The 25,008-nt window shown below is 71.7% G+C and carries 23 protein-coding genes and 1 tRNA gene; 6 read left to right on the top strand and 18 right to left on the bottom strand.

What is annotated here, in order from left to right:
• Positions 1-52 precede the first annotated feature (52 nt).
• The 3 genes from FB047_RS01955 to FB047_RS01945 all read left to right on the top strand — a co-directional run bounded on the left by FB047_RS01955 (position 53) and on the right by FB047_RS01945 (position 1,786).
• Positions 53-763 carry an SOS response-associated peptidase gene (locus FB047_RS01955; RefSeq protein ID WP_136585540.1) on the top strand — a complete coding sequence of 237 codons (711 nt, stop codon included), beginning with the start codon at positions 53-55 and terminating at the stop codon, positions 761-763.
• A 44-nt stretch (positions 764-807) separates the two neighbouring features.
• The gene (locus FB047_RS01950; protein ID WP_136585852.1) at positions 808-1,671 is read left to right on the top strand and encodes a 3-methyladenine DNA glycosylase; all 864 of its coding nucleotides are present in this window, start codon (positions 808-810) and stop codon (positions 1,669-1,671) included.
• 42 nt (positions 1,672-1,713) lie between these two features.
• A tRNA-Ala gene (locus tag FB047_RS01945) sits at positions 1,714-1,786 on the top strand.
• A 191-nt stretch (positions 1,787-1,977) separates the two neighbouring features.
• On the opposite strand, the gene rsfS is transcribed toward FB047_RS01945, so the two are convergent.
• The 9 genes from rsfS to rplU form a co-directional block, all read right to left on the bottom strand.
• Positions 1,978-2,358, bottom strand: a complete 381-nt coding sequence (rsfS, locus tag FB047_RS01940; protein WP_136585539.1) for a ribosome silencing factor — start codon at positions 2,356-2,358, stop codon at positions 1,978-1,980.
• A complete protein-coding gene (locus FB047_RS01935) occupies positions 2,355-3,467 on the bottom strand; it encodes a hypothetical protein (RefSeq protein WP_136585538.1) in 1,113 nt (370 codons plus the stop codon). The genes rsfS and FB047_RS01935 overlap by 4 nt, the downstream gene beginning before the upstream one ends.
• Positions 3,464-4,060, bottom strand: a complete 597-nt coding sequence (gene nadD / locus FB047_RS01930) for a nicotinate-nucleotide adenylyltransferase (protein ID WP_136585537.1) — start codon at positions 4,058-4,060, stop codon at positions 3,464-3,466. The genes FB047_RS01935 and nadD overlap by 4 nt, the downstream gene beginning before the upstream one ends.
• Before the next feature lie 10 nt (positions 4,061-4,070).
• Positions 4,071-4,295: a hypothetical protein gene (locus FB047_RS01925; RefSeq protein WP_136585536.1), complete on the bottom strand. Its 225-nt coding sequence runs from the start codon at positions 4,293-4,295 to the stop codon at positions 4,071-4,073.
• 55 nt (positions 4,296-4,350) lie between these two features.
• On the bottom strand, positions 4,351-5,610 hold the full coding sequence (locus tag FB047_RS01920) for a glutamate-5-semialdehyde dehydrogenase (protein ID WP_136585535.1): 1,260 nt from the start codon (positions 5,608-5,610) through the stop codon (positions 4,351-4,353).
• A 4-nt stretch (positions 5,611-5,614) separates the two neighbouring features.
• Entirely contained in the window at positions 5,615-6,451 is an 837-nt protein-coding gene (proB, locus tag FB047_RS01915) for a glutamate 5-kinase (protein WP_136585534.1), read from the bottom strand.
• A complete protein-coding gene (gene obgE / locus FB047_RS01910; protein ID WP_136585533.1) occupies positions 6,448-7,992 on the bottom strand; it encodes a GTPase ObgE in 1,545 nt (514 codons plus the stop codon). Before obgE ends, proB begins: the two co-directional genes overlap by 4 nt.
• Positions 7,993-8,142: 150 nt before the next feature.
• Positions 8,143-8,400: a 50S ribosomal protein L27 gene (rpmA, locus tag FB047_RS01905; protein WP_058596273.1), complete on the bottom strand. Its 258-nt coding sequence runs from the start codon at positions 8,398-8,400 to the stop codon at positions 8,143-8,145.
• Positions 8,401-8,418: 18 nt separating this feature from the next.
• Positions 8,419-8,727: a 50S ribosomal protein L21 gene (rplU, locus tag FB047_RS01900; RefSeq protein ID WP_076675829.1), complete on the bottom strand. Its 309-nt coding sequence runs from the start codon at positions 8,725-8,727 to the stop codon at positions 8,419-8,421.
• Between the two features lie 214 nt (positions 8,728-8,941).
• On the opposite strand from rplU, the gene FB047_RS01895 reads away from it, so the two are divergent.
• The gene (locus tag FB047_RS01895) at positions 8,942-9,220 is read left to right on the top strand and encodes a DUF4031 domain-containing protein (protein ID WP_136585532.1); all 279 of its coding nucleotides are present in this window, start codon (positions 8,942-8,944) and stop codon (positions 9,218-9,220) included.
• 139 nt (positions 9,221-9,359) lie between these two features.
• On the opposite strand, the gene FB047_RS01890 is transcribed toward FB047_RS01895, so the two are convergent.
• A complete protein-coding gene (locus FB047_RS01890) occupies positions 9,360-12,107 on the bottom strand; it encodes an Rne/Rng family ribonuclease (RefSeq protein WP_136585531.1) in 2,748 nt (915 codons plus the stop codon).
• Positions 12,108-12,483: 376 nt separating this feature from the next.
• Here FB047_RS01890 and FB047_RS01885 point away from each other — a divergent pair, with 376 nt between their 5' ends.
• Both FB047_RS01885 and FB047_RS01880 read left to right on the top strand, forming a co-directional pair.
• Complete coding sequence (locus tag FB047_RS01885) at positions 12,484-13,080, top strand: vitamin K epoxide reductase family protein (RefSeq protein ID WP_136585530.1); 597 nt, start codon at positions 12,484-12,486, stop codon at positions 13,078-13,080.
• Between the two features lie 33 nt (positions 13,081-13,113).
• Complete coding sequence (locus FB047_RS01880) at positions 13,114-13,350, top strand: PLDc N-terminal domain-containing protein (RefSeq protein WP_136585529.1); 237 nt, start codon at positions 13,114-13,116, stop codon at positions 13,348-13,350.
• 460 nt (positions 13,351-13,810) lie between these two features.
• On the opposite strand, the gene ndk is transcribed toward FB047_RS01880, so the two are convergent.
• The 8 genes from ndk to FB047_RS01840 form a co-directional block, all read right to left on the bottom strand.
• Positions 13,811-14,227: a nucleoside-diphosphate kinase gene (gene ndk, locus FB047_RS01875; RefSeq protein ID WP_013586434.1), complete on the bottom strand. Its 417-nt coding sequence runs from the start codon at positions 14,225-14,227 to the stop codon at positions 13,811-13,813.
• Between the two features lie 3 nt (positions 14,228-14,230).
• Positions 14,231-14,644 (bottom strand): DUF4233 domain-containing protein, encoded by a 414-nt coding sequence (locus tag FB047_RS01870; protein ID WP_136585528.1) that lies wholly within the window; start codon positions 14,642-14,644, stop codon positions 14,231-14,233.
• On the bottom strand, positions 14,632-15,984 hold the full coding sequence (locus FB047_RS01865; RefSeq protein WP_136585527.1) for a bifunctional folylpolyglutamate synthase/dihydrofolate synthase: 1,353 nt from the start codon (positions 15,982-15,984) through the stop codon (positions 14,632-14,634). Before FB047_RS01865 ends, FB047_RS01870 begins: the two co-directional genes overlap by 13 nt.
• Positions 15,981-19,379 (bottom strand): isoleucine--tRNA ligase, encoded by a 3,399-nt coding sequence (gene ileS, locus FB047_RS01860; RefSeq protein WP_136585526.1) that lies wholly within the window; start codon positions 19,377-19,379, stop codon positions 15,981-15,983. The genes FB047_RS01865 and ileS overlap by 4 nt, the downstream gene beginning before the upstream one ends.
• Positions 19,380-19,773: 394 nt before the next feature.
• Complete coding sequence (locus FB047_RS01855; RefSeq protein WP_136585525.1) at positions 19,774-21,396, bottom strand: dipeptide ABC transporter ATP-binding protein; 1,623 nt, start codon at positions 21,394-21,396, stop codon at positions 19,774-19,776.
• On the bottom strand, positions 21,393-22,229 hold the full coding sequence (locus FB047_RS01850; protein WP_240752468.1) for an ABC transporter permease: 837 nt from the start codon (positions 22,227-22,229) through the stop codon (positions 21,393-21,395). The genes FB047_RS01855 and FB047_RS01850 overlap by 4 nt, the downstream gene beginning before the upstream one ends.
• Positions 22,226-23,203 (bottom strand): ABC transporter permease, encoded by a 978-nt coding sequence (locus tag FB047_RS01845; protein ID WP_136585524.1) that lies wholly within the window; start codon positions 23,201-23,203, stop codon positions 22,226-22,228. Before FB047_RS01845 ends, FB047_RS01850 begins: the two co-directional genes overlap by 4 nt.
• Before the next feature lie 14 nt (positions 23,204-23,217).
• On the bottom strand, positions 23,218-24,831 hold the full coding sequence (locus FB047_RS01840) for an ABC transporter substrate-binding protein (protein ID WP_136585523.1): 1,614 nt from the start codon (positions 24,829-24,831) through the stop codon (positions 23,218-23,220).
• Positions 24,832-25,008: the final 177 nt, after the last annotated feature.

Here is a 25,008-nt window from a genome sequence, read left to right as displayed (position 1 = left end):
TCGGCGCCCGCTCGCGGATCCCGGTGTCGGAGGGTCCGCGTACGGTGGAGGCATGTGCGGTCGATTCGTCGTGGCCAATGTCGCCAGTGAGCTCGTGGGGGTGCTGCGCGTCGACGTCGAGGCCGACGAGCTGCCGCGCCCCTCGTACAACATCGCGCCGACCTCGCCGGTGGCGATCGTGCTCGACTCCCTCAAGAGCGAGCCGCCCGTCCGACGCCTCGAGGTGGCCCGGTGGGGTCTCGTCCCGGGGTGGGCGAAAGACGTCAAGATCGGTGCGCGCGCGTTCAACGCCCGCAGCGAAGAGGTCGAAGACAAGCCGATGTTCCGCAACGCGCTGATCAAGCGCCGTGCGATCATCCCGGCATCCGGGTACTACGAGTGGAAGACCACCGACGCCGGAAAGACACCCCACTACATCCACCCCGCCGACGGCTCGCCGCTGTTCTTCGCGGGGCTGTACGAGTGGTGGAAAGACCCCGCCCGCGCCGATGACGATCCCGCCCGGTGGGTGCTCAGCTGCACGATCCTCACGCGGGACTCCATCGGCCGGCTCGGGTCCATCCACGACCGCATGCCCTTGTTCATGGACCCCGACGTCGCCGAGGCGTGGCTCGACCCCACCACCGAGAACGTCGGCGACATCCTCGACGCCGCGATCGACGCGGCTCCCGACGTCGCCGAGACCCTCGACGATCACGTCGTCTCGTCGGCGGTCGGGAATGTGCGCAACGACTCCCCCGAGCTCATCGAGCGCGTCGAGTGAGCGACCTGCTCGCTGCGGACGCGGTGCTCTCCCGAGACGAATGGATGCCGCTCGCGTCCGCGCACGCGGAGCGCGCCGAGGCGCTGACGGCCGCGCATCGCGCGCGCGCGAGCCGCGGCGAGAAGCACCCCGTCGAGGACTTCCTGTTCACGTACTACTCCTACAAATCCGCGATCCTGCGCCGGTGGCATCCCGGACCGGGCATCGTGCTGCGTGACGCCCCCGAGCGCTCCGCGTGGCGCTGGTACCGCGGCCGGGGCGATGACGTGAGGGTGGATGCCGCCGGCTTTCGCGCCGAGAAGGGCTCGATGTACCGCGGCATCGTCAACCTCCTGCGCGCCACGCGAGACCGGGCCCCGCAGTTCGGGTGCTTCGGCCTGCACGAGTGGGCCATGGCGTATCGCGCCGACGAGGTGCGCCACGCGGTTCCGCTGCGGCTCGGCCGGGACGGCACCGACGCGGTCGTCGACGCGCACGAGCTGAAGTGCACGCACTTCGACGCGTTCCGCTTCTTCACGCCCGAGGCGGTTCCGCTGAACCGCGCAGCGCTCCGACGCGAGGATCAGGCGGAGCGCGAGCAGCCCGGGTGTCTCCACGCCGGCATGGACGTCTACAAGTGGGCCGTCAAGCTCGGCCCCCTGGTTCCCGGCGACGTGCTGCTCGACGCGTTCGAGCTGGCTCGCGACATCCGCACGCTCGACATGGAGGCCTCGCCGTACGACCTGGCGGACTGGGGGTACCGCGCCGTGGCGATCGAGACCCCCGAGGGCAAGGCGGAGTACGTGGCGCGCCAACGTGCCATGAGCGCCCGCGGACAGGCCCTCCGCGCGCGGCTCGTCGCTGCCGTGACCGCACCCGACGACACGCCCGGCGACGCCGATTTTTCTCGTCTGCGTTCCGTGTTGTAAGCTCATGGAGTTGCCTCAAACGGGGCGGAAAACAAAAAACACGGGCCTGTGGCGCAGCTGGTAGCGCACCTGCATGGCATGCAGGGGGTCAGGGGTTCGAGTCCCCTCAGGTCCACCCAGAGAGAAAGCCCCCGCTTCGGCGGGGGCTTTCTCGTTGCATCCGTGCGGAACAGCGAGCAGCGGCATCCGCCCTCCCCCGTTCCGCCGTTGCGGCCGGCCGCTCTCCTGCGCCCTCCCTGCCGCACCGCGCGTACGCCAACGAGAACGCCCCCTGCCGGCGGGCAGAGGGCGTTGATCGAGGGGCCTTTAATCGGCCGCGTTGGCCGGCGTCGGCAGCTCGATCGGGATGACGGGACAGTCCTTCCAGAGGCGCTCGAGGCCGTAGTAGACGCGCTCCTCCTCGTGGAAGACGTGCACGACGAGGTCGCCGAAGTCCAGGAGCACCCAGCGCGACTCCTGGCGTCCCTCGCGGCGCAGACGCTTGTGGCCGGCCTCGAGGAGCTTCTCCTCGACCTCGTCGGCGATCGCGGCGACGTTGCGCTCGTTGCGACCGGTGACGAGGAGGAAGACGTCGACGAGCGGCAGGGGCTCGGACACGTCGAGGGCGACGATGTCGTCGCCGCTCTTGGAGTCGGCGGCGAGGGCGGCGATCTGCGCCATCTCGCGGCCGTTGTCGGTGGCTGTCATCGGAAGACTCCTGTCGTGAAGGCGAGCACGAGGGTGACGGCCACCGCCAGCGCGAGCGCGCCGGTCGTGATGATGAGGCCGACGAGGAGCTTGCTCCCCTTCTCGGGCGCCGGGGGGCGGATGATCTCGCCCGGTTGCTTGACGGTGCTGATCGCGGCGCTGGCGGCGATCGGCGTGGGGGACGAGGCGGGCGGGAGCTCGCCGTCGAGGAGCACCGCGTCGGCGTCGCGGCCGTCGGTGGTGCCGGGTGCGTGACCGACCGATCCGAGACCCTCGGGGAGCTCGAAGGTGCCGGTGATCATGATCTCTCCGGTGCCGTTGATCGGGCCCACGAGCGGGACGCCCGCGGGGGTCTGCGAGAGGATCAGGGCGTTCGGCGTCGACACCGCTCCGGTCGCGCCGGTGTTGCGGGCGATCAGCTGATCGAACGAGGCCGGGAGGGTGACATCCGGCGCTTGTCCGTCGAGCAGATCGGAGCCGAGCGCCGGGTTGACCACCGACGGCGCGGGAACCTCGTCGGTCGAGGCGACGGCGTTCTCGTCGGTGTCGGCGACGGCGGGACGGAAGATCGCGGGGAGGGTTCCCTCGGCGGCTGCGGGCGTCGGCAGCGGGCTCTGCCGCGGCTGAGCCGGTTCGAGATCGGGGCTGATGATGGGAACGGCCGCCGTGCGGATCTTCTCCTGCGCGCGCACCTGACGACGCGTGAGGCCGGACACGCCGAACTCGGCGCCCGCGTCGCCGAACGCCGAATCGAAGGTGGCGGGACGCAGAGCGGGCGCCGTCGGCTCCTCGATCGGAGCGGGAGCGGGGATGTCACCGCTCACCGCGGGCGCAGGGGCGGCCTCATCGGTCTCGTCGCGGGTCTCCGACTCGTCGGCGACGACGCCGTCGTCGTGACGTTCCTCGGGCGCGGGGGCTTCGGTCGAGGGGGCTTCGGTCGCGCCGGCGGGAACCGCATCGATCACGTCCGCGGGCGCGGACTCCGCGGCATCCGGGGCCTGCTCGCCCTCGGGCTGCGGCGGGATGATCGGGGTCGCGCCGGTCTGACGCAGCTCGCGCAGCTGACGACGGGTCAGGGCGGGCGTCTCGGGATTCTCGGAAGTGCTCATGCCTTGCTCCGGTAGAGGTGATGCTTGGCGATGTACTGCACGACACCGTCGGGCACGAGGTACCACACGGGGTGTCCTCGGCGCACGCGGGCGCGGCAGTCTGTGGACGAGATCGACAGGGCCGGGATCTCCAGCTGGCTCACGTTCTCGGAGGGAAGTCCCTCCGTGGTGAGCACGTGGCCGGGGCGCGAGACGGCGACGAAGTGCGCCAGGTCCCACAGCTCCTGATGGTTGCGCCAGCTGAGGATCTGCGCGACGGCGTCGGCTCCCGTGATGAAGAAGAGCTCCGCGCCCGGACGCTGCTCCTGCAGGTCGCGCAGGGTGTCGATCGTGTAGGTGGGCCCTGCGCGGTCGATGTCGACGCGGCTCACCGTGAACTGGGGGTTGGATGCCGTCGCGATCACCGTCATGAGATAGCGGTGCTCGCTCTCGGTGACGTCGTCCTTCTGCCACGGGCGACCCGTCGGCACGAAGACGACCTCGTCGAGATCGAACGATTGGGCGACCTCACTGGCCGCGACGAGGTGACCGTGATGGATGGGATCGAACGTCCCACCCATGACCCCGATACGAGGGGCGCGCGTCACCGACATACGGTGGCCCTCAGTGGCCGTGGGCCTCGGGCGTGGGCGTGCCGTGCTTCTGCGTGTAGGCCTCGGCCTTGTGCGCGTGACGGTTGGACACGTTGCGGTACGACAGCGTGACCAGGCCCAGCGAGATGAAGACGACGAAGGCCACCACGCCGTACCAGAAGGTCGAGGCCTGGACGTTGCCCCCGTGGTGGGCGCCCTCTTCAGCGGCCTGGGCGAGAAGTGACACGAAAGTCATCAGTGCTCCGTTCGAAGTGTGCGCGCATCGCGATGCGCCTTGCCATTTTAGGCGGTCAGGCGCGGACCTGGCCGCCGCCGCGCCCGAGCCACTTGGTGCTCGTCAGTTCGGCGAGCCCCATGGGGCCGCGGGCGTGGAGTTTCTGGGTCGAGATGCCGACCTCGGCGCCGAAGCCGAACTCGCCCCCGTCAGTGAAACGCGTCGAGGCGTTGACCAGCACGACGGCCGAATCGACCTCGGCGAGGAAGCGGTCGGCGGCGGTCTGGTCGGCCGTGACGATCGCCTCGGTGTGCTGCGTGGAGTAGCGGCGGATGTGCGCGAGCGCCTCGTCGAGGTCGTCGACCACCCGCATCGCGAGGTCCAGAGTGCCGTACTCGCGTGCCCAGTCGTCGTCGGTGGCCGCCACCACGCGGTCGTCGTGAGCCCGGGTCGCCTCATCGCCGTGCACCGTGACGCCCGCGTCGGACAGGGATGCCAGCAGCTCGGGCAGCAGGCGATCGGCGGCGGCGCGGTGCACGAGGACCGTCTCGACGGCGTTGCACACGCTCGGACGCTGCGCCTTGGCGTTGAGCACGATGTCCCGCGCCCAGTCGTCTCGGGCGGTGGCGTCGAGGAAGACGTGCACGACTCCGGCCCCGGTCTCGATCACGGGGACGGTCGACTCGGTCACCACGGTCTCGATGAGCGAAGCGCTCCCCCGCGGCACGAGCACGTCGACCAGCCCCCGGGCGTTCATGAGGGCGCGCGCCCCGTCGCGGCCGAAGTCGTCGACGCTTTGAATTGCCTCGGGGGTGACGCCCTGAGCGCTCAGAGCCTCGCGCATGACGCGCACGAGCGTGGCGTTGCTGCTCTGCGCGGCCGAACCGCCGCGCAGCACGACGGCGTTGCCGGAGCGGAGGGCGAGCGAGGCGATGTCGACGGTCACGTTGGGACGCGCCTCGTAGATCGAGCCGACGACGCCGAACGGCACCGCGACCTTCTGCAGCGCGAGGCCGTTGGGCAGCGTGCGCTCGTCGAGGATCCGGCCGACCGGATCCGGCAGCTCCGCGACGGCGCGCACCGCGGCGGCCAGGGCGGCGACCCGGGCGTCGTCGAGGCGCAGTCGGTCGAGGAGGGCCTCGCCGATGGCATCCGCTCGTCCCCGCTCCAGATCGACGGCGTTGGCCGCGACGATGTCGGCAGTGGCGGCGACGAGGGCGTCGGCCACCGCGTTCAGCACGGCGCTCTTGCGCGGCCCGTCGAGCAGGGCGATCTCGCGCGCCGCGTCTTTGGCCAGACGCAGGCGCTCGTCGACGGAGGCGGCGATCGCGGTCATGCGCTCAGTGTACCGGCGCACCCACGGCGCCCACGGGGCCCGTGGCGAGGGTGACGGGGTCGGGATTCGGGGCGAACCAGGTGCCGACGGCGTCGCCGTCGAGAGCGGATGCCACGAGGTCGGCGCTGGTCACGAGGACCCCCACTCCCGCGGTCGACGCGAGCTTCGCCGCGGAGGCCTTGGTGGCCGCTCCCCCGGTGCCGACGCCGTTGACGACGCCCGCGCCGAACTCGAAGTCGGACAGGTCGTCGCCCCACGCGACATCGGTGATCGGGCGCGCGCCGGGCTCGCTGGGCGGCCGGGTGAAGAGGGTCTCGATGTCGCTGAGCAGCACGAGCGCGTCGGCGCCGATCAGCTGGGCCACCAGCGCGGCCAGTCGGTCGTTGTCGCCGAAGCGGATCTCGTGGGTCGCGACGGTGTCGTTCTCGTTGACGATGGGGAGGATGCCGAGACCCAGGAGCCGCTCCATGGCCCGGCGGGCGTTGGAACGGTGCGTGGCGTTCTCGAGGTCGCCGGCGGTCAGCAGCACCTGTCCGGCGAGGAGACCGAAACGGTCGAGCGAGGTCTGGTAGCGCCACATGAGGACGTTCTGCCCGACCGCGGCCGCGGCCTGCTGCGTCGCCAGGTCGTTCGGACGCCCGCCGAGATCGAGCAGCGGGAGGGCGGTGGCGATGGCGCCCGACGACACGAGCACGACCTCGGTGCCCGCGCCGTGCGCGCGCGACAGGGCCTCGACGATCGTGTCGATGCGGTGCGCACCGTCTCCGCTGATCGACGACGAACCGACCTTGACCACGACTCGGGCGGCGCCGGGGATGTCGGCGCGCGTCGTCGCGGTCATCGCTCCTCGTCCTCGAACGTCAGCGCGGACGAGTCGCCGTCGGGCGAGATCCCCGCGGCCCGCGCCGCGCGGCGCTCGGCCTCGAGTTCGGCGCGGGCGTCGGCCTTGGCATCCATGCGCTCGTGATACTGCTCACGACGCTCGGTCGAGGTGCGGCGGTTGTTCTGCACGAGGCGCGGGTCTGTACCGCGCGGGGCCGTCATGAGCTCGGCCGCCGAGGTGAGGGTGGGCTCCCAGTCGAAGACGATGCCGTCGCCGGGGCCGATCACCACGGTCGCGCCCGCGACCGCACCGGCGCGGAACAGCCCGTCCTCCACGCCGAGGCGCGCGAGGCGGTCGGCGAGGTAGCCCACGGCCTCCTCGTTCTGGAAGTCGGTCTGCTGCACCCACTTGACCGGCTTCTCGCCGAGGACCCGGTAGACGGGGCCGTACGTGCCGCCCTCGACCTTGATCTCGAAGTCCTTCTCGGCGCCCTTGGGGCGGATGACGACGCGCTCCGCGGGAGCGGCGTCGACCGTCGCACGGCGGTGCTGATCGACGATGTCGCCGAGGGCGAAGGTGAGTTCGCGCAGGCCCGCACGGCTGACCGTGGAGATCTCGAAGACGCGGAAACCGCGGGCCTCGATGTCGGGGCGGACGAAGTCGGCCAGCTCGTGCGCCTCGGGGACGTCGATCTTGTTGAGCACGACGATCTGGGGCCGCTCGAGCAGCGGGAGCTGCCCCTCCGGCACGGGGTAGGCGGCCAGCTCGGCGAGGATGATGTCGAGGTCGCTCAGCGGGTCGCGACCCGGGTCGAGGGTGGCGCAGTCGAGCACGTGGACGAGGGCCGTGCAGCGTTCGACGTGACGGAGGAACTCCAGGCCGAGACCCTTGCCCTCGCTGGCCCCCTCGATGAGGCCCGGCACATCGGCGATCGTGTAGCGCGCATCGCCCGCCTGCACCACGCCCAGGTTGGGGTGGAGGGTGGTGAAGGGGTAGTCGGCGATCTTCGGACGCGCCGCCGACACCGCGGCGATGAGGCTCGACTTGCCCGCGGAGGGGAAGCCGACCAGCGCTACGTCGGCGACGGTCTTGAGCTCGAGGACGACATCGCCCTCCCAGCCCGGGGTGCCGAGCAGTGCGAAGCCGGGGGCCTTGCGCTTCGGAGACGCCAGCGCCGCGTTGCCGAGACCGCCGAGGCCGCCCGGGGCGGCGACGAAGCGCATGCCCGGGGTGAGCATGTCGACCAGGACGTTGCCGTCGGGGTCTTTCACGACGGTGCCGAGCGGGACCGGCAGTTCCTGGTCTTCGCCGAGGGCACCGGAGCGGTGGTCGCCCATGCCGAATCCGCCGTTGCCGGCGGAGCGGTGCGGCGAGTGGTGGTACGACAGCAGGGTGGTCACCTGCGGGTCGGCGACGAGCACGACGTCGCCGCCGCTGCCCCCGTTGCCGCCGTCGGGACCGGCCAGCGGCTTGAACTTCTCACGGCGCACCGAGACGCAGCCGTTGCCGCCCTTGCCCGCACGCAGGTGCAGGGTCACGCGGTCGACGAAGGTGACCATGGCGGGTCCTTCCGGGTGAGCGGCGGCGGGGCCGACGCGGCGGAGACGGGGATGCCGTCGGTGCAGGCGGGTTCGGGTCGCCGCTGCACGGGAAAAAAGACGAGGGGGCGGGCAGTGCCCACCCCCTCGGAAGCGCCGGAGCGCTGAGGATTACTCCGCAGCGGCGACGATGTTGACGACCTTGCGGCCGCCCTTGTTGCCGAACTCGACCGCACCGGCGGCCAGAGCGAACAGCGTGTCGTCGCCGCCACGGCCGACGTTGGCGCCGGGGTGGAAGTGCGTGCCGCGCTGGCGGACGAGGATCTCGCCGGCGTTGACGGCCTGGCCGCCGAAGCGCTTCACGCCGAGGCGCTGTGCGTTGGAGTCACGACCGTTGCGGGTGGAGCTTGCGCCCTTTTTGTGTGCCATCTCTGCGTCTCCTGGCTCTTACTTGATGCCGGTGATCTTGACGCGCGTGAGGTCCTGACGGTGGCCCTGGCGCTTCTTGTAGCCGGTCTTGTTCTTGAACTTCTGGATCACGATCTTCGGACCGCGCTCCTCGCCGAGCACCTCGGCCGTGACCGAGACCTTCGCGAGCTTGTCGGCGTCGGTCGTGACCGCGTCGCCGTCGACGAACAGGACGGCGGGCAGCTGGATGCTCTCGCCGACCTTCGCCTTCTGGCGGTCGAGCACGACGACCGTGCCGACCTGGACCTTCTCCTGGCGGCCGCCGGCGCGCACAACTGCGTAAACCACTTCACACCTGTTTTCGTTCGGGAGCGCACGGCTCCGGTTGTCTGATGACGTCGGGAGGGTCTGACGACCCAAGTCTCGGTGCGATCCGGCCGACGAAAGTCAGCGGGGTCACGCTCCGATGAGAGCGGACGCGACGCACCAAGGGTCGAGTTTAGCTCACCCGGAGGCATCCGGCAAAAGCATCCGCCCCGCGTGTCGCCCGTAGGATCGCGGGATGGCGATCCTCATCGACGACCCGCAGTGGCCCGCGCACGGACGGCTGTGGGCGCATCTGGTGAGCGACAGCGATCTCGCCGAACTGCACGCGTTCGCCGAGGCCGCGGGGATCCCCCGCCGCGCCTTCGACCTCGATCACTACGACGTCCCCGACGAGCGGCACGCCGACCTCGTCGCCGCGGGCGCGGAGCACGTGGGCGGCAGAGAGCTCGTCCGGCGCCTGCGCGCCTCGGGGCTGCGCATCACCGCGCGCGAGCGCCGCGACGCGGGACGCTGACACCGACCTCGCGGGAGGTCGAGTCGGACGCGGACGCGCGCGAGCGCGGCATCCGCCCCTCCGCCGTGCGTGAGGGGCCGCACGCCGCCGCCGGGTTCGATGCTCGGCGACGGGGTGCGACCCCTCACGGACGACGGGTTCAGGATTCCTGGGTGGGCTGCGCGTTGACCGGCGTGCCGGTGAGGGCGGCGGTGGTCACCCGACGACGCGAGCGCCCCTGACCGGGGGCCTTGGGCTCGGGGAGAGCCTCGAGCACCGACTCGAGGAGGGCGTCCTTCTCGGTGCGCGGGGCCTTGGGCTCGCGCTTCTTGCGGGGGCGCTTCTCGCGAGCGGGCGCGGCCGGCGCCTCGCTTTCGGCCTTGGCCTCGAGGACGGCCTCGACGGAGGCGACGACCGCCGCCTCGACGACGGCGGGGTCGTCGAGGGTCGGCTTGACGGTGGATGCCGCGATCTGCGCGAGCGCGGACTTCACACCCTCGGTGATCACGTGCGTGCCGCCCGCGGCGGCCGCGGCCGCGCCGCCGTTCTGCGCGGAGCCGTTCGCCCCGCCGTGGGAGCCGCCGTTGCCGTTTCCGTTGCCGTTCTGCGAGCCGCCGTTGCCGCCCCGCCCGCGGCGGTTGGAGCCGCCGTTGCCGTTGCCATTCCCACTGCCACTGCCGTTTCCGCCGTTGCCCGACGAGGAACCGGACGCGCGGTGGCGCACGACGGGGTCGTGATGGACGATGACGCCGCGACCGGCGCACACCTCGCACGCCTCGCTGAAGGTCTCGAGCAGGCCGAGGCCGAGCTTCTTGCGCGTCATCTGCACGAGACCGAGCGAGGTGACCTCGGCGACCTGGTGCTTCGTGCGGTCGCGGCTCAGGCACTCGATGAGGCGTCGAAGGACGAGGTCGCGGTTGGATTCGAGCACCATGTCGATGAAGTCGACGACGATGATGCCGCCGATGTCGCGCAGGCGCAGCTGCCGCACGATCTCTTCGGCCGCCTCGAGGTTGTTCTTGGTGACGGTCTCTTCGAGGTTTCCGCCCGAACCGACGAACTTGCCGGTGTTGACGTCGACGACGGTCATCGCCTCGGTGCGGTCGATGACCAGCGAGCCGCCGGAGGGCAGCCAGACCTTGCGGTCGAGCGCCTTCTCGATCTGCTCCGTGACGCGGAAGGCGTCGAAGGGGTCCTGCTCGCCCTCGTACTTCTCGACGCGCTCGAGCAGGTCGGGGGCGACGCCCTTCAGGTACGACGAGATGGTCTGCAGCGCCTCGTCGCCCTGGATGAGCATGCGCGTGAAGTCCTCGTTGAAGACGTCGCGCACGATCTTGACCAGCAGGTCGGGCTCGGAGTGCAGCAGGGCCGGGGCCTGGATGGTCTTGACCTGGCTCGACACGTGCTCCCACTGCGAGGTGAGGCGCTGCACGTCGAGGGTCAGCTGCTCCTCGGTGGCCCCTTCCGCCGCGGTGCGCACGATCACGCCCGACGACTCGGGCAGGACCTCTTTGAGGATCTTCTTGAGGCGGGCGCGCTCGGTGTCGGGCAGCTTGCGCGAGATGCCGTTCATCGTGCCGTTCGGCACGTAGACGAGGTAGCGGCCCGGGAGCGAGATCTGGCTCGTCAGGCGGGCGCCCTTGTGGCCCACGGGGTCTTTCGTGACCTGCACGAGCACGCGGTCGCCCGACTTGAGGGCGAGCTCGATGCGGCGCGGCTGGTTGTTGGTCTCGACGCCGTCCCAGTCGACCTCGCCCGAGTAGAGCACCGCGTTGCGGCCGCGACCGATGTCGACGAAGGCGGCTTCCATGCTGGGCAGAACGTTCTGGACACGACCGAGGTAGACGTTGCCGATCAGCGACGCGTCCTGGTTGCGGGCGACGTAGTGCTCGACGAGCACGTTGTCTTCGAGGACGGCGATCTGGATGCGACCGGCCTTGGACCGCACGACCATGACGCGGTCGACGGCCTCGCGGCGAGCGAGGAACTCCGCCTCGGTCACGACGGGGCGACGACGGCCGGCCTCGCGACCGTCGCGGCGACGCTGCTTCTTGGCCTCGAGGCGCGTGGAGCCCTTGATGCGCTGCGGCTCGGTGATCACCTCGACCGCGCGCTGGCGGACGGGGGCCGGGGCGGAGACCTCGGTGCTCTCGTCGGCGGGGCCGGCGTTCGCTCCCCCGCGGCGACGGTTGCGACGGCGCGCGTTGGCGGAGCCGCGCTCGTGCGGGCCCTCGTCGTCGCGGTCGTCGCGGTCCCACGACTCCTCGCGGGCGGGCAGCGGGGGCAGCTCGGGCGCGTAGAAGTGCAGAGCGGTCGACACGGCCGACACGAAGTTCTCGGGCAGCAGGCCGAGCGAGACGGCCGTGGGGCGCGCGGGCTTCTCGGGCTTGGCGGAAACGTCGGGCTCGGCGGGCTTCTCGGGCTCGGCGGTGGGCTCTGCGTCGGCGGCGGGCTGCGCCTCGGCGGCGGGCGTGGGCTCTGCGTCGGCGGCGGGCTCTGCGTGGGACGCGGGCTGCGCGTCAGACTCATCGGCTGCGGGCGTGTCGGCGGCCGACGTCTCGGCGGTCGACTGCTCGGTCGCAGGCTCCTCGGACGCAGGCTCCTCGGTCACGGGCTCCTCGGCGGGGGCCTCCTCGCTCGCGGGCGCGGCGGCCTCGGCGGTCTGTTCCGCATCGGCCTCGGTCGTCTCAGGGGCCTCGAGCACCGCGGGGGCCTGCGTGTCGTCGTCGGCCGCCTCGGCGGCATCCTGAGTCGCGGCCTCCTCCTCGTCGAGCGGAGAGGCGTCGTCCGCAGGGGCGTCGTCAGCAGGGGTATCGCTCGCGGGGGCGTCGACGCCGGGGGTCTCGACCGGTGCCTGCTCCTCGGGGGTCTGCTCGTCGGGGGTCTGATCGTCGGTCACATCGGCCATATCGGGGTTCTCCCTGGCGGGCGACACCGCGCGTCGCCCGACGAAATCTCATGCAGCGCCGCACCCGGCGGGGCCGCGAACTCACTCGGTCTGCAGCAGGCCTGCGGCTCGTGCTGCGAAGGGCGGTCATCGCCCGAAGTCTTCTGGGTGATGTTCCTGCGGCGCGGCCGCGGTCACATCAGCCTTCATTATCGCACGGACCGGCGAAACGGCCAGCGGACACCCCCGGGCGACACCGGGATGCCGGTCGCGGTCCGCCGGGTCGCGGCATCCGGGAACGACCGAGGGGTGCGGATGAGAGACGGCGCGGGAGCGCGTCGCTCGACGCCGAGGCGTCTTCAGCGGGTGGATATGCGGGCGGTGGCAGAATCGCCCCATGAGCGAAAGCGTCACTCCCCGTCGTCCGGTCGTCGTCGCGCTCTGGCTGATCTTCGCCGGGGTGGTCGGCTGGTGGGCGGCGTTCTCGCTCACGATGGAACGCTTCCACCAGCTCGCCAACCCGGGCGACGCCGCGTCGTGCGACTTCAGCGTGCTCGTGCAGTGCTCGACCAACCTCCAGTCGGCGCAGGGAAGCGTCTTCGGCTTCCCCAACCCGATCATCGGACTCGCGGCCTGGATCGCGCCGATCGTGGTGGGCATGGCTCTCTTGGCGGGTGCGCGGTTCGCGCGCTGGTTCTGGGCCCTGTTCTGGGTCGGATTCGCGTTCGCGATCGGCTTCGTCATCTGGCTCATCGCGCAGAGCCTGTTCGTGCTCGCGACGCTGTGCCCGTGGTGCATGGTCACGTGGTCGGTCGTGATCCCCTCGTTCTTCGTCGTGACCCTGCACGTGCTGCGGGAGGGAGTGATCCCGGGCGAGCGCGTGCGGCAGGTCGCCGACCGGCTGATGCCCTGGGTTCCGCTGGCCACCTTCCTCGCCTACGTGGTGGTCGCCGTGCTCGCTCAGCTGCGCCTGGACGTGCTCGCGCAGCTCTGACCCGAATCCCAGCCGGGGCGATAGGGTGCGGACATGGATGCCGCGAACCCCCTGCTGCCCGCCACGTCTGACCTCGTGTGGTCGAGCCTCGCCGTGGTGGCCCTCGGGTTGGCGGTCTTGGCGGTCCTCAGCCTGTCGCGTCGCGCCCGTGATCTGTCGTCGGCGGTCGTCGCGGTGTGGGCCGTCGTGATCCTGCTCGTGCCCGTGCTGGGTCCGCTCGCGTGGATCCTCGCCGGCCGACGCCCCCGCGGCGACGTCGCGCGTTCCTGACCGCGGGCGCTTCGGGCCGGGCGCGCTGTCCGCGCGCATCCTCCGCGATCCGCGCAACCTCAGCCCGGAAGCCCCGGATGCCGATGAGTCGGTGCGAATCGCTGAGGTTATGCCACGGCGGGCCGGCCGGGCGCGCGGTCCGTTCGTATCCTCCGCGATCTGCACAACCTCAGCTCGGAAGCCCCGGATGCCGCTGAGTCGGTGCGAATCGCTGAGGTTGTGCCACGGCGGGCCGGCCGGGCGCGCGGTCCGTGCGCATCCTCCGCGATCCGCGCAACCTCAGCCCGGAAGCCCCGGATGCCGCTGACCCGGCGCGAATCGCTGAGGTTACACGCGCACGAGCCCGGGCAGGCACCCCCGCGCACCCTCGACGGGCCCCTCACCCCACGGCGACGCCCGCCGACACCGACGACGAAGGCCGCCACCCCTTTCGGGGCGGCGGCCTTCTCGGCATCCGGGATCAGGCGAACCAGATCGCGAGCTCGCGCTCGGCGGATTCGACGCTGTCGCTGCCGTGGACGAGGTTCTGCTGCACCTTGAGGCCCCAGTCGCGACCGAAGTCGCCGCGGATCGTGCCGGGAGCGGCGGTGGTGGGGTCGGTGGTGCCGGCGAGGGAGCGGAAGCCCTCGATCACACGGTTGCCCGCGAGGCGGATCGCCACGGACGGACCGGACATCATGAACTCGAGCAGCGGCTCGTAGAACGGCTTGCCCTCGTGCTCGGCGTAGTGCTGGGCGAGGGTCTCGCGGTCGGGCTCGACGAGGCGGATGTCGACGAGCGCGTAGCCCTTCGCCTCGATGCGGGCGAGGATCGCGCCCGTGAGGCCGCGGGCGACGCCATCGGGCTTGACCAGGACGAGGGTCTCTTCGGTGGCCATGGGTCATTCTCCGTTCGAGAGGTCGGGGTCGGCGGCCCGCCGCGCGTTCGCGCGATCGAGGGCCGCTCCCTTGATCGTCGCATACGCCCACATGCCGCCGAAAATGAGCGCGACGACGGCGAGGGCGGGCACGAGGAAACCTCCGAGCAGCAGCAGCACCTGCAGACCCCATCCGGCGAACAGCGCCCAGCGGTGACGCAGCAGGCCCGACACCGCGACCATGGCGACGGCGAGGACGACGCCGCCGACAATCCCCCACCAGGGTTCGATGCCGGCGGGGAGCACCTTGAGGCCGTAGACCACGAGGCCGCCCAGGAAGACGATGATCGACTCGAAGCCGAGCACGACCGCGCCGAGCGACTCCTGCGCTCCCCGCTGGCGGCGGGGTCGGGGCTGTCGGGGACTCACTCCTGCCACCCGGCCTTCCAGTCCTCGAGCGCGGCGAGACGCAGGGCCTCCCCGGCCAGCACGACCGACCCGGCGATCACGACCGCGCGGCGGTCGGACTCCGCGGCCCACGCGCGAGCGGCGTCGGCGGCGTCTTCGAGGGTCGGGTGCACGGTGACGGGCAGGTCGGCGGCCTCCGCGACGTCGGCGATCGCATCGGGGTCGGTCGCGCGGTCGCTGTCGGGAGCGGTCGCGAAGACCCGCGCGACGGCCGGAGCGAGCGTCGACATGATGCCCGCGGCATCCTTGCCCTCGAGGATGCCGACCACGGCCCCCCACTCGTCGATGTCGAACGACTCCTTCAGCGCGGCGACGAGGGCGCGCGCACCGTGCGGGTTGTGCGCGGCGTCGACGAAGACCGTCGGCGCGGTGCCGATGAGCTGCAGGCGGCCGGGCGAGGTGGCGGTGCCGAGCCCGTCGGCGACGACGTCGGCGTTCAACGACTGCTCTCCCCCGCCGATCAGCGACTCGACGGCCGCGACCGCGAGGGCCGCGTTCGCGCCCTGGTGCGCGCCGTAGAGCGGCAGATACACCTCGCGGTACGAACCGGCGATACCCCGCAGGTCGAGCTGCTGGCCGCCCACGGCGAGAGTCTGCCCCTCGAGGGCGAAGCCGTCGCCGGCGACGGCCACGGTCGCGCCCTCCTTCTCGGCACGCGCGCGGATCGCGCGCAGCGCCTCGGGCGGCTGGGGCGCCGAGACGACGGCCGCCCCGGGCTTGATGATCCCCGCCTTGACGGTGGCGATCTCGGCGATCGTCGACCCCAGCCGGTCGGCGTGGTCGATGTCGATTGGCGTGAAGACCGCGACGTCGCCGTCGGCGGTGTTCGTCGAATCCCACTCCCCGCCCATGCCGACCTCAAGAACGAGGACGTCGATCGGCGCGTCGGCGGCGACCACGAACGCGAGCACCGTGAGCAGTTCGAAGAAGGTCAGCGGGGCGTCTCCGGATGCCGCGAGCTCGGCATCCACCATGTCGACGAACGGCTGGATCTCGTCCCACGCGTCGGCGATCGCGGCATCCGCCACGGGCTCTCCGTCGATGAGGATGCGCTCGGTGAAGCGCTCGAGGTGCGGGCTGGTGAACAGGCCGGTGCGCAGGCCCATCGCGCGCAGCAGGCTCTCGATCATGCGGCTGGTCGAGGTCTTGCCGTTCGTTCCGGTGACGTGGATCACCCGGTACGTGCGCTGCGGGTCGGCGAGCAGCTCCAGCACGCGGCGGGTGCGCTCGACGCGCGGCTGCACCCACTGCTCCCCCTGCCGCTCGAGGAGCGCGCTGTAGACGGCGTCGGCGCGGGTGCGATCGCTCATGCGGGGGCTCCGATCCGCGCGACGGCGACCGTGACGGCGCCGACGTTCGCATAGGTCTTGGCGGAGATCTGCGCCTCGTGCTCGGCGGGGAGGGCTCGGCCGCTCTCGATCAGTCGTCCTCCGGGACCGGCGAGCACGACGGCCTCGGCGAGGGTCTCGGATGCCACGCCCGCGACCTCGAACGCCTGGGCGACGGCCTGCGCGTCGGCGTCGTCGGCGAACGTGAGCGAGAGGAAGATCCGGTCGCTCACGTCGAAGCCGGCGGCCTTGCGGGTGTCCTGGATGCCGCGGATCATGTCGCGCGCCAGGCCCTCGGCCTCGAGCTCAGGGGTGGTGACGGTGTCGAGCAGCACGAAGCCGCCCGACGACAGCACGGCCAACGCCTCACCCTCGGGACGACCCGCGGTCTCGACGACGAGGTCGTACTCGGCGGGCTCGAGCGGGATGCCGCCCGCGACGACCTTCCCGTCGACCTCGCTCCAGTCGCCCTCGCGCGCGGCCTTGATGGCCTGCTGCACCTGCTTGCCCAGGCGCGGACCCGCGGCGCGGGCGTTCACCGAGAGGCGGTGGGTGATGCCGTACTCGGCGGCCGTTCCCTCCCGGAGGGCCACCTGCTCGACCGCCTTGACGTTGAGCTCTTCGCGGAGGATGTCGTCGAACTGCGCCAGGCCGGCGGCATCCGGGGTCACCACCGTCAGACGCGGCAGGGGCAGGCGCACGCGCTTGCCCTCGCGCTTGCGCAGCGCGTTCGCGACGCTCGAGACCTCGCGGACGGTGTCCATCGCGGTGCGGATGTCCTTCGCCGCGGGGAACGCCGAGGCGTCGGGCCAGTCGGTCAGGTGCACGCTGCGCCCGCCGGTCAGGCCCTGCCACACGCGCTCGGTGACCAGCGGGAGCAGCGGAGCGGCGACGCGGGTCAGCGTCTCGAGCACCGTGTAGAGCGTGTCGAAGGCCTCGCGGCTGGACGGGTCGTCGGTCACACCCACCCAGAAGCGGTCGCGCGAGCGGCGGATGTACCAGTTGGTCAGCACCTCGGCGAAGTCGCGCAGGCGCTCCGCGGCGGTCGTGGAGTCGAGGCCCTCGAGATCGGCGGCGACGTTCGTCACCAGGTCGCCGGTGAGCGCGAGGATGTACCGGTCGAGCACGTCGGTCGAGTCGGTGCGCCACTCGGCGGTGTAGCCCTCGGGGCCCGAGGCGTTGCTGTACGTCGCGAAGAAGTACCACGCGTTCCACAGCGGCAGGAGGAACTCGCGCACGCCCGAGCGGATGCCCTCCTCGGTCACGACGAGGTTGCCACCCCGCAGGACGCTCGACGACATGAGGAACCACCGCATGGCATCCGAACCGTCGCGGTCGAACACCTCGCGCACGTCGGGGTAGTTGCGCAGCGACTTCGACATCTTCTGCCCGTCGTTGCCGAGCACGATGCCGTGGCACGACACGCCCGTGTAGGCGGGGCGGTCGAACAGCGCGGTCGAGAGCACGTGCATGACGTAGAACCAACCGCGGGTCTGCCCGATGTACTCGACGATGAAGTCGGCGGGGGCGTGCTCGTCGAACCACTCGTGGTTTTCGAACGGGTAGTGCACCTGCGCGAACGGCATCGAGCCCGAGTCGAACCACACGTCGAGGACGTCTTCGATGCGGCGCATCGTGGACTTCCCGGTCGGGTCGTCGGGGTTCGGCCGGGTGAGGTCGTCGATGTAGGGGCGGTGCAGGTCGACCTCGCCGTCGGCATTCACCGGGAGGCGGCCGAAGTCGGCCTCCATCTCGGCGAGCGAGCCGTACACGTCGACGCGCGGGAAGTTCGGGTCGTCGCTCTTCCACACCGGGATCGGCGAGCCCCAATACCGGTTGCGGCTGATCGACCAGTCGCGCGCCCCCTCGAGCCACTTGCCGAACTGGCCCTCCTTGACGTTCTCGGGCACCCAGGTGATCTGCTGGTTGTTCGCCAGCAGATCGTCCTTGATGTCGGTCACGCGCACGAACCAGCTCGACACGGCCTTGTAGATGAGAGGATTGCGGCAGCGCCAGCAGTGCGGGTACGAGTGCTCGTACGACGCCTCGCGCAGCAGGCGACCGGCCTGCTTCAGCAGACGGATGAGGGGACGGTTGGCCTCGAGCCACAGCTCGCCCGCGACGTCGGTCACGGCCGAGAGGAACCGTCCGCCGTCGTCGAGCGAGATGATCGTGGGCAGGCCCGCGGCATCCGCGAGGCGCTTGTCGTCCTCACCGTAGGCGGGGGCCTGGTGCACGATGCCGGTGCCGTCGGAGACCGTGACGTAGTCGTCGACGAGGATCTTCCACGCGTTCTCGGTTCCCCACACGGAGGCGTCGGCGTAATAGTCGAACAGTCGGTCGTACGCGACGCCCTCGAGCTCCGCGCCCGAGATCGTCGTCTGCACGGCCTCGCGGGCGGCATCCGCGCTGTCGTACCCGAGGTCCTTAGCGTAGTTGGGAAGCAGATCCTCGGCCAGAAGGTAGCGGTGCGCGACGGCCTCGAACGCCTCGTCGGGCGTGCCGTCGGGGGTCGTGTGCACGTCGGCCGCGCCGTTGGGACCGCCCTCGACGACCGCGTACCGGATGCCGGGACCCACCGCGAGAGCGAGGTTCGTCGGCAGGGTCCACGGCGTCGTCGTCCAGGCCAGGGCGCGGACGCCGGTGAGGCCGAGCGACTCGGCCTTGGCGCCCACCAGCGGGAAGGTGACGGTGACCGAGGGGTCCTGGCGCATCTTGTAGACGTCGTCGTCCATGCGCAGCTCGTGCGTCGACAGCGGCGTCTCGTCACGCCAGCAGTAGGGCAGCACGCGGTAGCCCTCGTACGCGAGACCCTTGTCGTGCAGCGTCTTGAACGCCCACAGGACGCTCTCCATGTACGTCGTGTCGAGCGTCTTGTAGCCGCGCTCGAAGTCGACCCAGCGGGCCTGGCGCGTGACGTAGTCCTGCCACTCGCGCGTGTACTCGAGCACCGACTCGCGGGCCTTCGCGTTGAAGGTCGCGACGCCCATGCGCTCGATCTCGTCCTTCTCGGTGATCCCGAGCTGCTTCATCGCCTCGAGCTCGGCGGGAAGGCCGTGCGTGTCCCAGCCGAAGACGCGGTCGACCTTCTTGCCGCGCATGGTCTGGAAGCGCGGGAAGACGTCCTTCGCGTACCCGGTGAGCAGGTGTCCGTAGTGCGGCAGGCCGTTCGCGAAGGGCGGGCCGTCGTAGAACACCCACTCCTCGGCGCCCTCGCGGTTCGCGATCGAGGCGCGGAAGGTGTCGTCGGCCTTCCAGAAGGCGAGCGTGTCGTCCTCGATCGCCGGGAAGCGGGGGCTCGGGACGACGGATGCCGTGACGGCGGCACTCTGCGCGTCGGCGGCCGGGCCGAAGGATGAGGGGCGAGGGTAGGTCATGTCTCTCCGCGGGTCGAGGTCTCCTCGCCGGGACGATCCACTCGGACCGCGGTACCACCCTGCGTTGCGCCGGACCCTTCGACGAGCTCAGGGGCCGGCACCGCTCTCACTGCGGCTGTGACGGGCCTGCCCCGCGCGGTTCTACTTGTTCGGTCCCTGAGCGTGTCGAAGGGCCGGACGTTCTTCCGCGAGCTCCCCGGTGATGGCCGGATCGGTGCTGATCGCCCCATTCTACGCGAGCCGGGCGCGGTGCGCTGCGGTTCGGGTCGCGGGGTGCCGGCCCCGCGGAGTGTCCGAGAAACCCGGCGGCCGGGGCGTTTGCGTCCGGGTGTTCTGGACGCTCGGGTGGGGAGCGCGTCCGCGCGGAGCGGTGCCTGCGGACGCGACCGCCGGTTCAGGCGCGGGCGGGGCCCAGACCCGCCGCGGCCAGCAGCTCCCGGGTGAACGGATGCCGCGGGTCGGCGAAGACGCACGACACGGTGCCCGAATCCACGACGCGCCCGTCCTTCACCACGATCACGTCGTCGGCGATACCCGCGACGACGTCGAGGTCGTGCGTGACGAACACCATCGCGAGGTCGCGCTCGGCCTGCAGGGCGAGGAGGCGGTCGAGGATGCGCGCGCGCACCGACGCGTCGAGCGCCGACACCGGCTCGTCGAGCACGAGCAGGTCGGGCGAGACCGCGAGGGCGCGGGCGATCGCGACGCGCTGCCGCTGACCGCCCGACAGCTGCGCGGGCCGGCGTCGCACGAACGCCGGGGACAGGCCGACCTCCTCCAGCAGCGCGGCGACCGCGGCCCGGCGGGCGGGCCGTGCGACGCCTCCCGCGGCCACGGCCTCGGCGAGCGTGCGTCCGATCGTCCACCGCGGGTCGAGGGCGCCCCAGGGGTTCTGCTGCACGAGCTGAACGCGGGTCCGCGCGGCGCCGCGCGCGACGCGCGACGACCAGGGGCGTCCGTCGAAGCGCAGGGAGCCGGCATCCGGGTCGTCGACCCCGACGAGCAGGCGCGCGAGCGTCGTCTTGCCCGAGCCGGACTCGCCGACGACCGCCAGGGTGCGGCCCCGACGGACCTCCAGCGATACGTCGTCGACCGCGACGCGCCGACCGAAGCTCTTGCGCAGACCCGCGGCCGCGATGAGGGGGGCGTCGGTGCGGGGAGCGCGTCCGAGGGGACGGTGCGACACCGCCTCGACGAGGGCCCGCGTCTGCGGATCGTGCGGCGCGGCGAGCACCTGCGCAGTCGGGCCGGTCTCGACGACCCGCCCCTCGTGCATCACCACCACCCGGTCGGCCACCCGTGCGACCGCCGCGAGGTCGTGACTGATGAACACCACCGCCACGCCGTCGTCGGCGATACGACGCAGGAGCGCGAGCACGTGCGCCTGCACCGTGGCATCCAGGGCCGTCGTCGGCTCGTCGGCGACGAGCACGGCCGGTCGAGCCGCGAGGGCCGAGGCGATGAGAGCGCGTTGACGCTGCCCCCCGGACAGCTCGTGCGGGTACCGGCGGGCGCGGTCCTCGGGCTCGGGGAGGGCCACGCGCTCGAGGCTCGCCCGCACCCGCGCCGACAGCGCCTCACCGCGCACGGACGGCTCGTGGATGCGGATCGGCTCGGCCACTTCGGCGCCCACGCGGCGCAGGGGGTCGAGCGAGACGAGGGCGTCCTGCGACACCAGCGCGATGCGACGTCCGCGCAGCGTGCGCCACTGCCGCTCGCCGAGGCGGCTCGCATCGACACCGTCGATCTCGAGAGCATCGACGCGGGTCGAGAGGCCGCGCGGCACGAGGCCGAGCAGGGCGCGGGCGCTGAGCGACTTGCCCGTGCCGGACTCCCCCACGATCGCGACGCACTCGCCCGGGGCGACGTCGAGGTCGAGCCCTCGCACGAGCGCGCCGGCGGGACCGTCGATGCGCAGACCGCGCAGACGGATGCCGCGGCCCGACGCCGCGTCGACACCGGGGGTCGCGGACCCCGGCCCCGAACCGCCGGCACGAAGCTCCCCACCGCCGCTCATGCGCCCCGCTCCTCGGATCGTGCGCGCAGGATGCGGCCGACGACGCTGACGCTCACGACCGTCGCCGTGATCGCCGCTCCCGGGAACACGGCGACCCAGGGCGCCTGCAGCAGCAGGTTGCGTCCGGCCGACAGCATCAGCCCCCACTCGGGGGTCGGCTCGGTCGGCCCGAGGCCCAGGAAGCTCAGCCCCGCCGCCGCGAGGATGCTCGTGCCGACGCCGATCGTGGCGAGCACGCTCACCGCACCGAGGACCCCCGGCAGCACGTGCCGCACGTGCACGATCGCCGCGGGCACACCGATGAGCCGCGCGGCCTCGACGTGCTCGGCGGCGGCGAGGGAGCGCGTCTGCACCCGGGCGAGACGCACGTACACCGGCACCGCGGCGATCGTCACGGCGACGGCGACGTTCACCGGTCCCGGGCCCAGCACCGCGACCACGAGCAGGGCGACGAGGAACTCGGGGAACGCCAGCAGCACGTCCACGATGCGCATGGCCGCGGCATCCGCCCACCGCGGAGCGACCGCCGACAGCGACCCGGCGATCACCCCCGCCACGAGGGCGAGGCCCGTCGCGAGCAGACCGATCCCCACCGAGCGTCCGGCGCCGAAGACCACGCGCGAGTACACGTCGCGTCCGCTCTGGTCGGTGCCGAACCAGTGCGCCGCGCTCGGCGGTTGGAGGCTCGCGCGCACGTCGGTCACGAGGGGGTCGTGCGTGGCGAGCAGCCCGGGGGCGATCGCGGCGAGGGCGATCAGGGCGAGCACCGCTCCGGCGCTCGAGAGCGCGATCGCCCGTCCCACCCGCGGGCGCGACGGGGCCGCGACGCTCACGCGGGGACCCCCGCCCGCACGCGCAGCGCCGTCCGGTCGGTGCGCAGGCGCGGGTCGAGCAGGGGCACGACGAGGTCGACGAGCGTGTTGACCACGACGAACACGAGGGCGCTCAGCAGGATCACCCCGGTGATCACGGGCAGATCGCGATCGGTGATGGCCGTGAGGGTCACGCGGCCGATCCCCGGTCGCGCGAACACCGTCTCGACCAGCACCGCGCCGCCCAGCAGCGAGCCCACGAGGTAAGCGGCGAGCGTGACTCCCCCGACGCCCGCGTGCCGCAGCGTGTGGTGCACGCTCTCGCGCAGCGGCGTCGCCCCGCGCGCCCGCACCGTCAGAAGGAACGGCTCGCGCTCGGCCGCCTCGACCCCGTCGCGCAGCACCTGCGACAGCAGGGCCGCGACGGGAAGGGCCAGGGTCACCGCGGGCAGCACGATCGCCGCGGCGTCCCGCGCCCCCGACACCGGGAACCATCCGAGCTGGAACGAGAACACGCTCAACAGCACGAGGCCCGTCCAGAACACCGGCGACGACAGCACGACCAGTTCGATCCCGGATGCCACGGCCCGGCCGGTGCGCCCGCGCACGAGCAGGGCGGATGCCAGGGCCAGCACCACCGCGATGGCCAGCGCGAGCGCCGAGAGCTGCAGCGTCGGGCCGAGCTGGCGGCCGATCACCTCGACCACCGGTTGACGCAACTGGTACGACTCCCCCAGGTCGCCGCGCGCGAGGCGCGCCAGGAATGTCGCGTACTGCTCGAGCACGGGCCGGTCGAGGCCGAGGTCGCTGCGGATCCCGGCCTTGACGGACTCCGCGACCTGCGCCTGCGGGCCGAGCATGACCGACACGGGGTCGCCCGGGATGACGCGGAACGCCGCGAACGCCAGGGTCGCCGCCCCCCACAGCACGAGGACGACGGATGCCACGATCCCGGCGATGCGCCGGACGAGGGCGCGCGAGCGGGAACGTGGCATCCGAGGGTCCGGGCTCAGCCGACGGAGGCGGTCGCGAACAGCGGACGACCGTACAGGTCGAACGTCAGCCCCGACACGTCCGGACGCACGGCGCTGATGAGCGTCGGGCTGTACAGGGGCACGATCGCGGCGTGCTCGGCGTTCCACTGCTGCACCTGGGCGTACACGTCGTCGCGCGCGGCCTGGTCGGTCGTCGAGGCGCCCTGCTCCAGCAGCGCGTCCATCGCGGGGTCGCTCACCTGCGAGGCGTTCTGGAACCCGTCGGTGGCGAGGTGGCTGCGCAGCAGATCCGGGTCGACGCCCGAGAAGCCCCAGTCGGTAACGTCGTAGGTCTTCGGCCCGTACTGCTCGTTGTAGGCGCCCGGCTCGAGCACCTCGCGCTGCAGGTCGAAGCCGACCGCCTTGAGGTCGCTCTGCACGGCGTTCGCGAGGGCGGCGCGGTCGTCGGGCACCGGGGTCCAGGCGATCCAGCGCGCGGAGAGGCGCTGACCGTCCTTGGTGCGGATGCCGTCGGCATCCCGTCCCGTCCAGCCGGCCTCGTCGAGCAGAGCATTGGCCGCGGCCTGATCGAAGGGCCAGGAGTTCTCGAGGCTCGCGTCGTAACCGGGGGTGGTGGCACCGAGGATGCTCCAGGCCCGCGGGTACTGACCGAAGAAGATCTCGTCCACGGCGGTGTCGACGTCGATCGCGCGCGTAAAGGCCTGGCGCACCTTCTCGTCGGCGAAGACGCCGTACTTCTCGTTGAGGAAGAGCGAGTAGGGAAGGCCGGGGTACGCGATCGACTGGACGGTGTCGTCGGCGGGCACCTGCGACACGAGGTTCGGCGGCAGGTTCGTCACGACATCGGCCTGACCGCTCGACAGCGCACCGACGCGCACCGAGGCCTCGGGCAGGATGTCGACCCGCAGAGTCTTGAACGAGGGCTTCCCGGCGCCGTCGGGGCCCCAGGTGTAGTCATCGTTGCGCGTGTACACGATGTCCTGATCGGGCGTGTACTCGGTCAGCTCGAACGGACCGGTGCCGACCGTGACGTCGGGGCCGCCCGCGGCGAGCTGGTCGGCCTTGGTCTCGAGCACCGCCGGGGAGTAGAAGCCGAGCAGGGCCGTGCTCGCCGCCTGCAGGAACGGCGCGTAGGGCTGCGAGAAGCGCACGCGCACGGTGTGCTCGTCGACGACGTCGGTCCCCGCGTACAGGTCGCCGCCGAGCATGCTCGCGGCCTGCGCCGAGGCGGTCGCGGGGTCGGCGATGCGGTCGAAGTTCGCCTTGACCGCGGCGGCGTCGAAGGGGGTCCCATCGTGGAACGTCACGTCGGTGCGCAGGCGGAAGAGGTAGCTCGCGCCGTCGTCCTCGATGTCCCACGATTCAGCCAGCCACGGCGAGAACGACCCGTCGGCCTCCTGGAACACGAGCGAGTCGAGCACGGCGCGCTGCACCATGGCGGTGACGTCGAGCTGGCTGGTCTGGGGGTCCATCTTGCCGGCGGACAGGTTCGCTCCCTCGATCGCCCAGACGATCTCGCCGTCACCGGATGCCGCGGGGTCCGACCCGGCGCAGGCGGACAGAGAGAGGGCGGAGACGGCCGCAACGGCGACCGCCGACAGCACGCGACGCGAAAGCGGAGAAGGCATGGGGAATCCTCGGAAGGTCTGATGGGGAGGCTTTCAGCTTACCGGGGTTCCTGGACCGGGTGCGGAAACCCCGGCGCAGGGTGCTCGCCGGCAGCGAACGGCCGCGCATCCTCCGCGCGAGTCGCCAGGAATTGTCGCCCTGGGGGACGCGAAGCGACAATTCCTGGCGAGTCACGC

Source organism: Microbacterium hydrothermale, from assembly GCF_004854025.1.
GTDB lineage: Bacteria > Actinomycetota > Actinomycetes > Actinomycetales > Microbacteriaceae > Microbacterium > Microbacterium hydrothermale.
This window is presented reverse-complemented; position numbering and strand designations above follow the sequence as displayed.

Bases quoted from the DNA above. Each gene is read 5' to 3' on its own strand.
- FB047_RS01925 (WP_136585536.1), bottom strand. From the start codon at position 4,295: ATGACTTTCGTGTCACTTCTCGCCCAGGCCGCTGAAGAGGGCGCCCAC.
- FB047_RS01895 (WP_136585532.1), top strand. From the start codon at position 8,942: ATGGCGATCCTCATCGACGACCCGCAGTGGCCCGCGCACGGACGGCTG.
- ndk (WP_013586434.1), bottom strand. From the start codon at position 14,227: ATGGCCACCGAAGAGACCCTCGTCCTGGTCAAGCCCGATGGCGTCGCC.
- rpmA (WP_058596273.1), bottom strand. From the start codon at position 8,400: ATGGCACACAAAAAGGGCGCAAGCTCCACCCGCAACGGTCGTGACTCC.
- obgE (WP_136585533.1), bottom strand. From the start codon at position 7,992: ATGGTCACCTTCGTCGACCGCGTGACCCTGCACCTGCGTGCGGGCAAG.
- FB047_RS01855 (WP_136585525.1), bottom strand. From the start codon at position 21,396: ATGAGCGGCGGTGGGGAGCTTCGTGCCGGCGGTTCGGGGCCGGGGTCC.
- FB047_RS01920 (WP_136585535.1), bottom strand. From the start codon at position 5,610: ATGACCGCGATCGCCGCCTCCGTCGACGAGCGCCTGCGTCTGGCCAAA.
- rsfS (WP_136585539.1), bottom strand. From the start codon at position 2,358: ATGACAGCCACCGACAACGGCCGCGAGATGGCGCAGATCGCCGCCCTC.
- FB047_RS01840 (WP_136585523.1), bottom strand. From the start codon at position 24,831: ATGCCTTCTCCGCTTTCGCGTCGCGTGCTGTCGGCGGTCGCCGTTGCG.
- proB (WP_136585534.1), bottom strand. From the start codon at position 6,451: ATGACCGCGACGACGCGCGCCGACATCCCCGGCGCCGCCCGAGTCGTG.
- FB047_RS01880 (WP_136585529.1), top strand. From the start codon at position 13,114: ATGGATGCCGCGAACCCCCTGCTGCCCGCCACGTCTGACCTCGTGTGG.
- FB047_RS01955 (WP_136585540.1), top strand. From the start codon at position 53: ATGTGCGGTCGATTCGTCGTGGCCAATGTCGCCAGTGAGCTCGTGGGG.
- FB047_RS01890 (WP_136585531.1), bottom strand. From the start codon at position 12,107: ATGGCCGATGTGACCGACGATCAGACCCCCGACGAGCAGACCCCCGAG.
- FB047_RS01845 (WP_136585524.1), bottom strand. From the start codon at position 23,203: ATGCCACGTTCCCGCTCGCGCGCCCTCGTCCGGCGCATCGCCGGGATC.
- FB047_RS01885 (WP_136585530.1), top strand. From the start codon at position 12,484: ATGAGCGAAAGCGTCACTCCCCGTCGTCCGGTCGTCGTCGCGCTCTGG.
- FB047_RS01950 (WP_136585852.1), top strand. From the start codon at position 808: ATGCCGCTCGCGTCCGCGCACGCGGAGCGCGCCGAGGCGCTGACGGCC.
- FB047_RS01865 (WP_136585527.1), bottom strand. From the start codon at position 15,984: ATGAGCGATCGCACCCGCGCCGACGCCGTCTACAGCGCGCTCCTCGAG.
- nadD (WP_136585537.1), bottom strand. From the start codon at position 4,060: ATGTCGGTGACGCGCGCCCCTCGTATCGGGGTCATGGGTGGGACGTTC.
- FB047_RS01935 (WP_136585538.1), bottom strand. From the start codon at position 3,467: ATGAGCACTTCCGAGAATCCCGAGACGCCCGCCCTGACCCGTCGTCAG.
- ileS (WP_136585526.1), bottom strand. From the start codon at position 19,379: ATGACCTACCCTCGCCCCTCATCCTTCGGCCCGGCCGCCGACGCGCAG.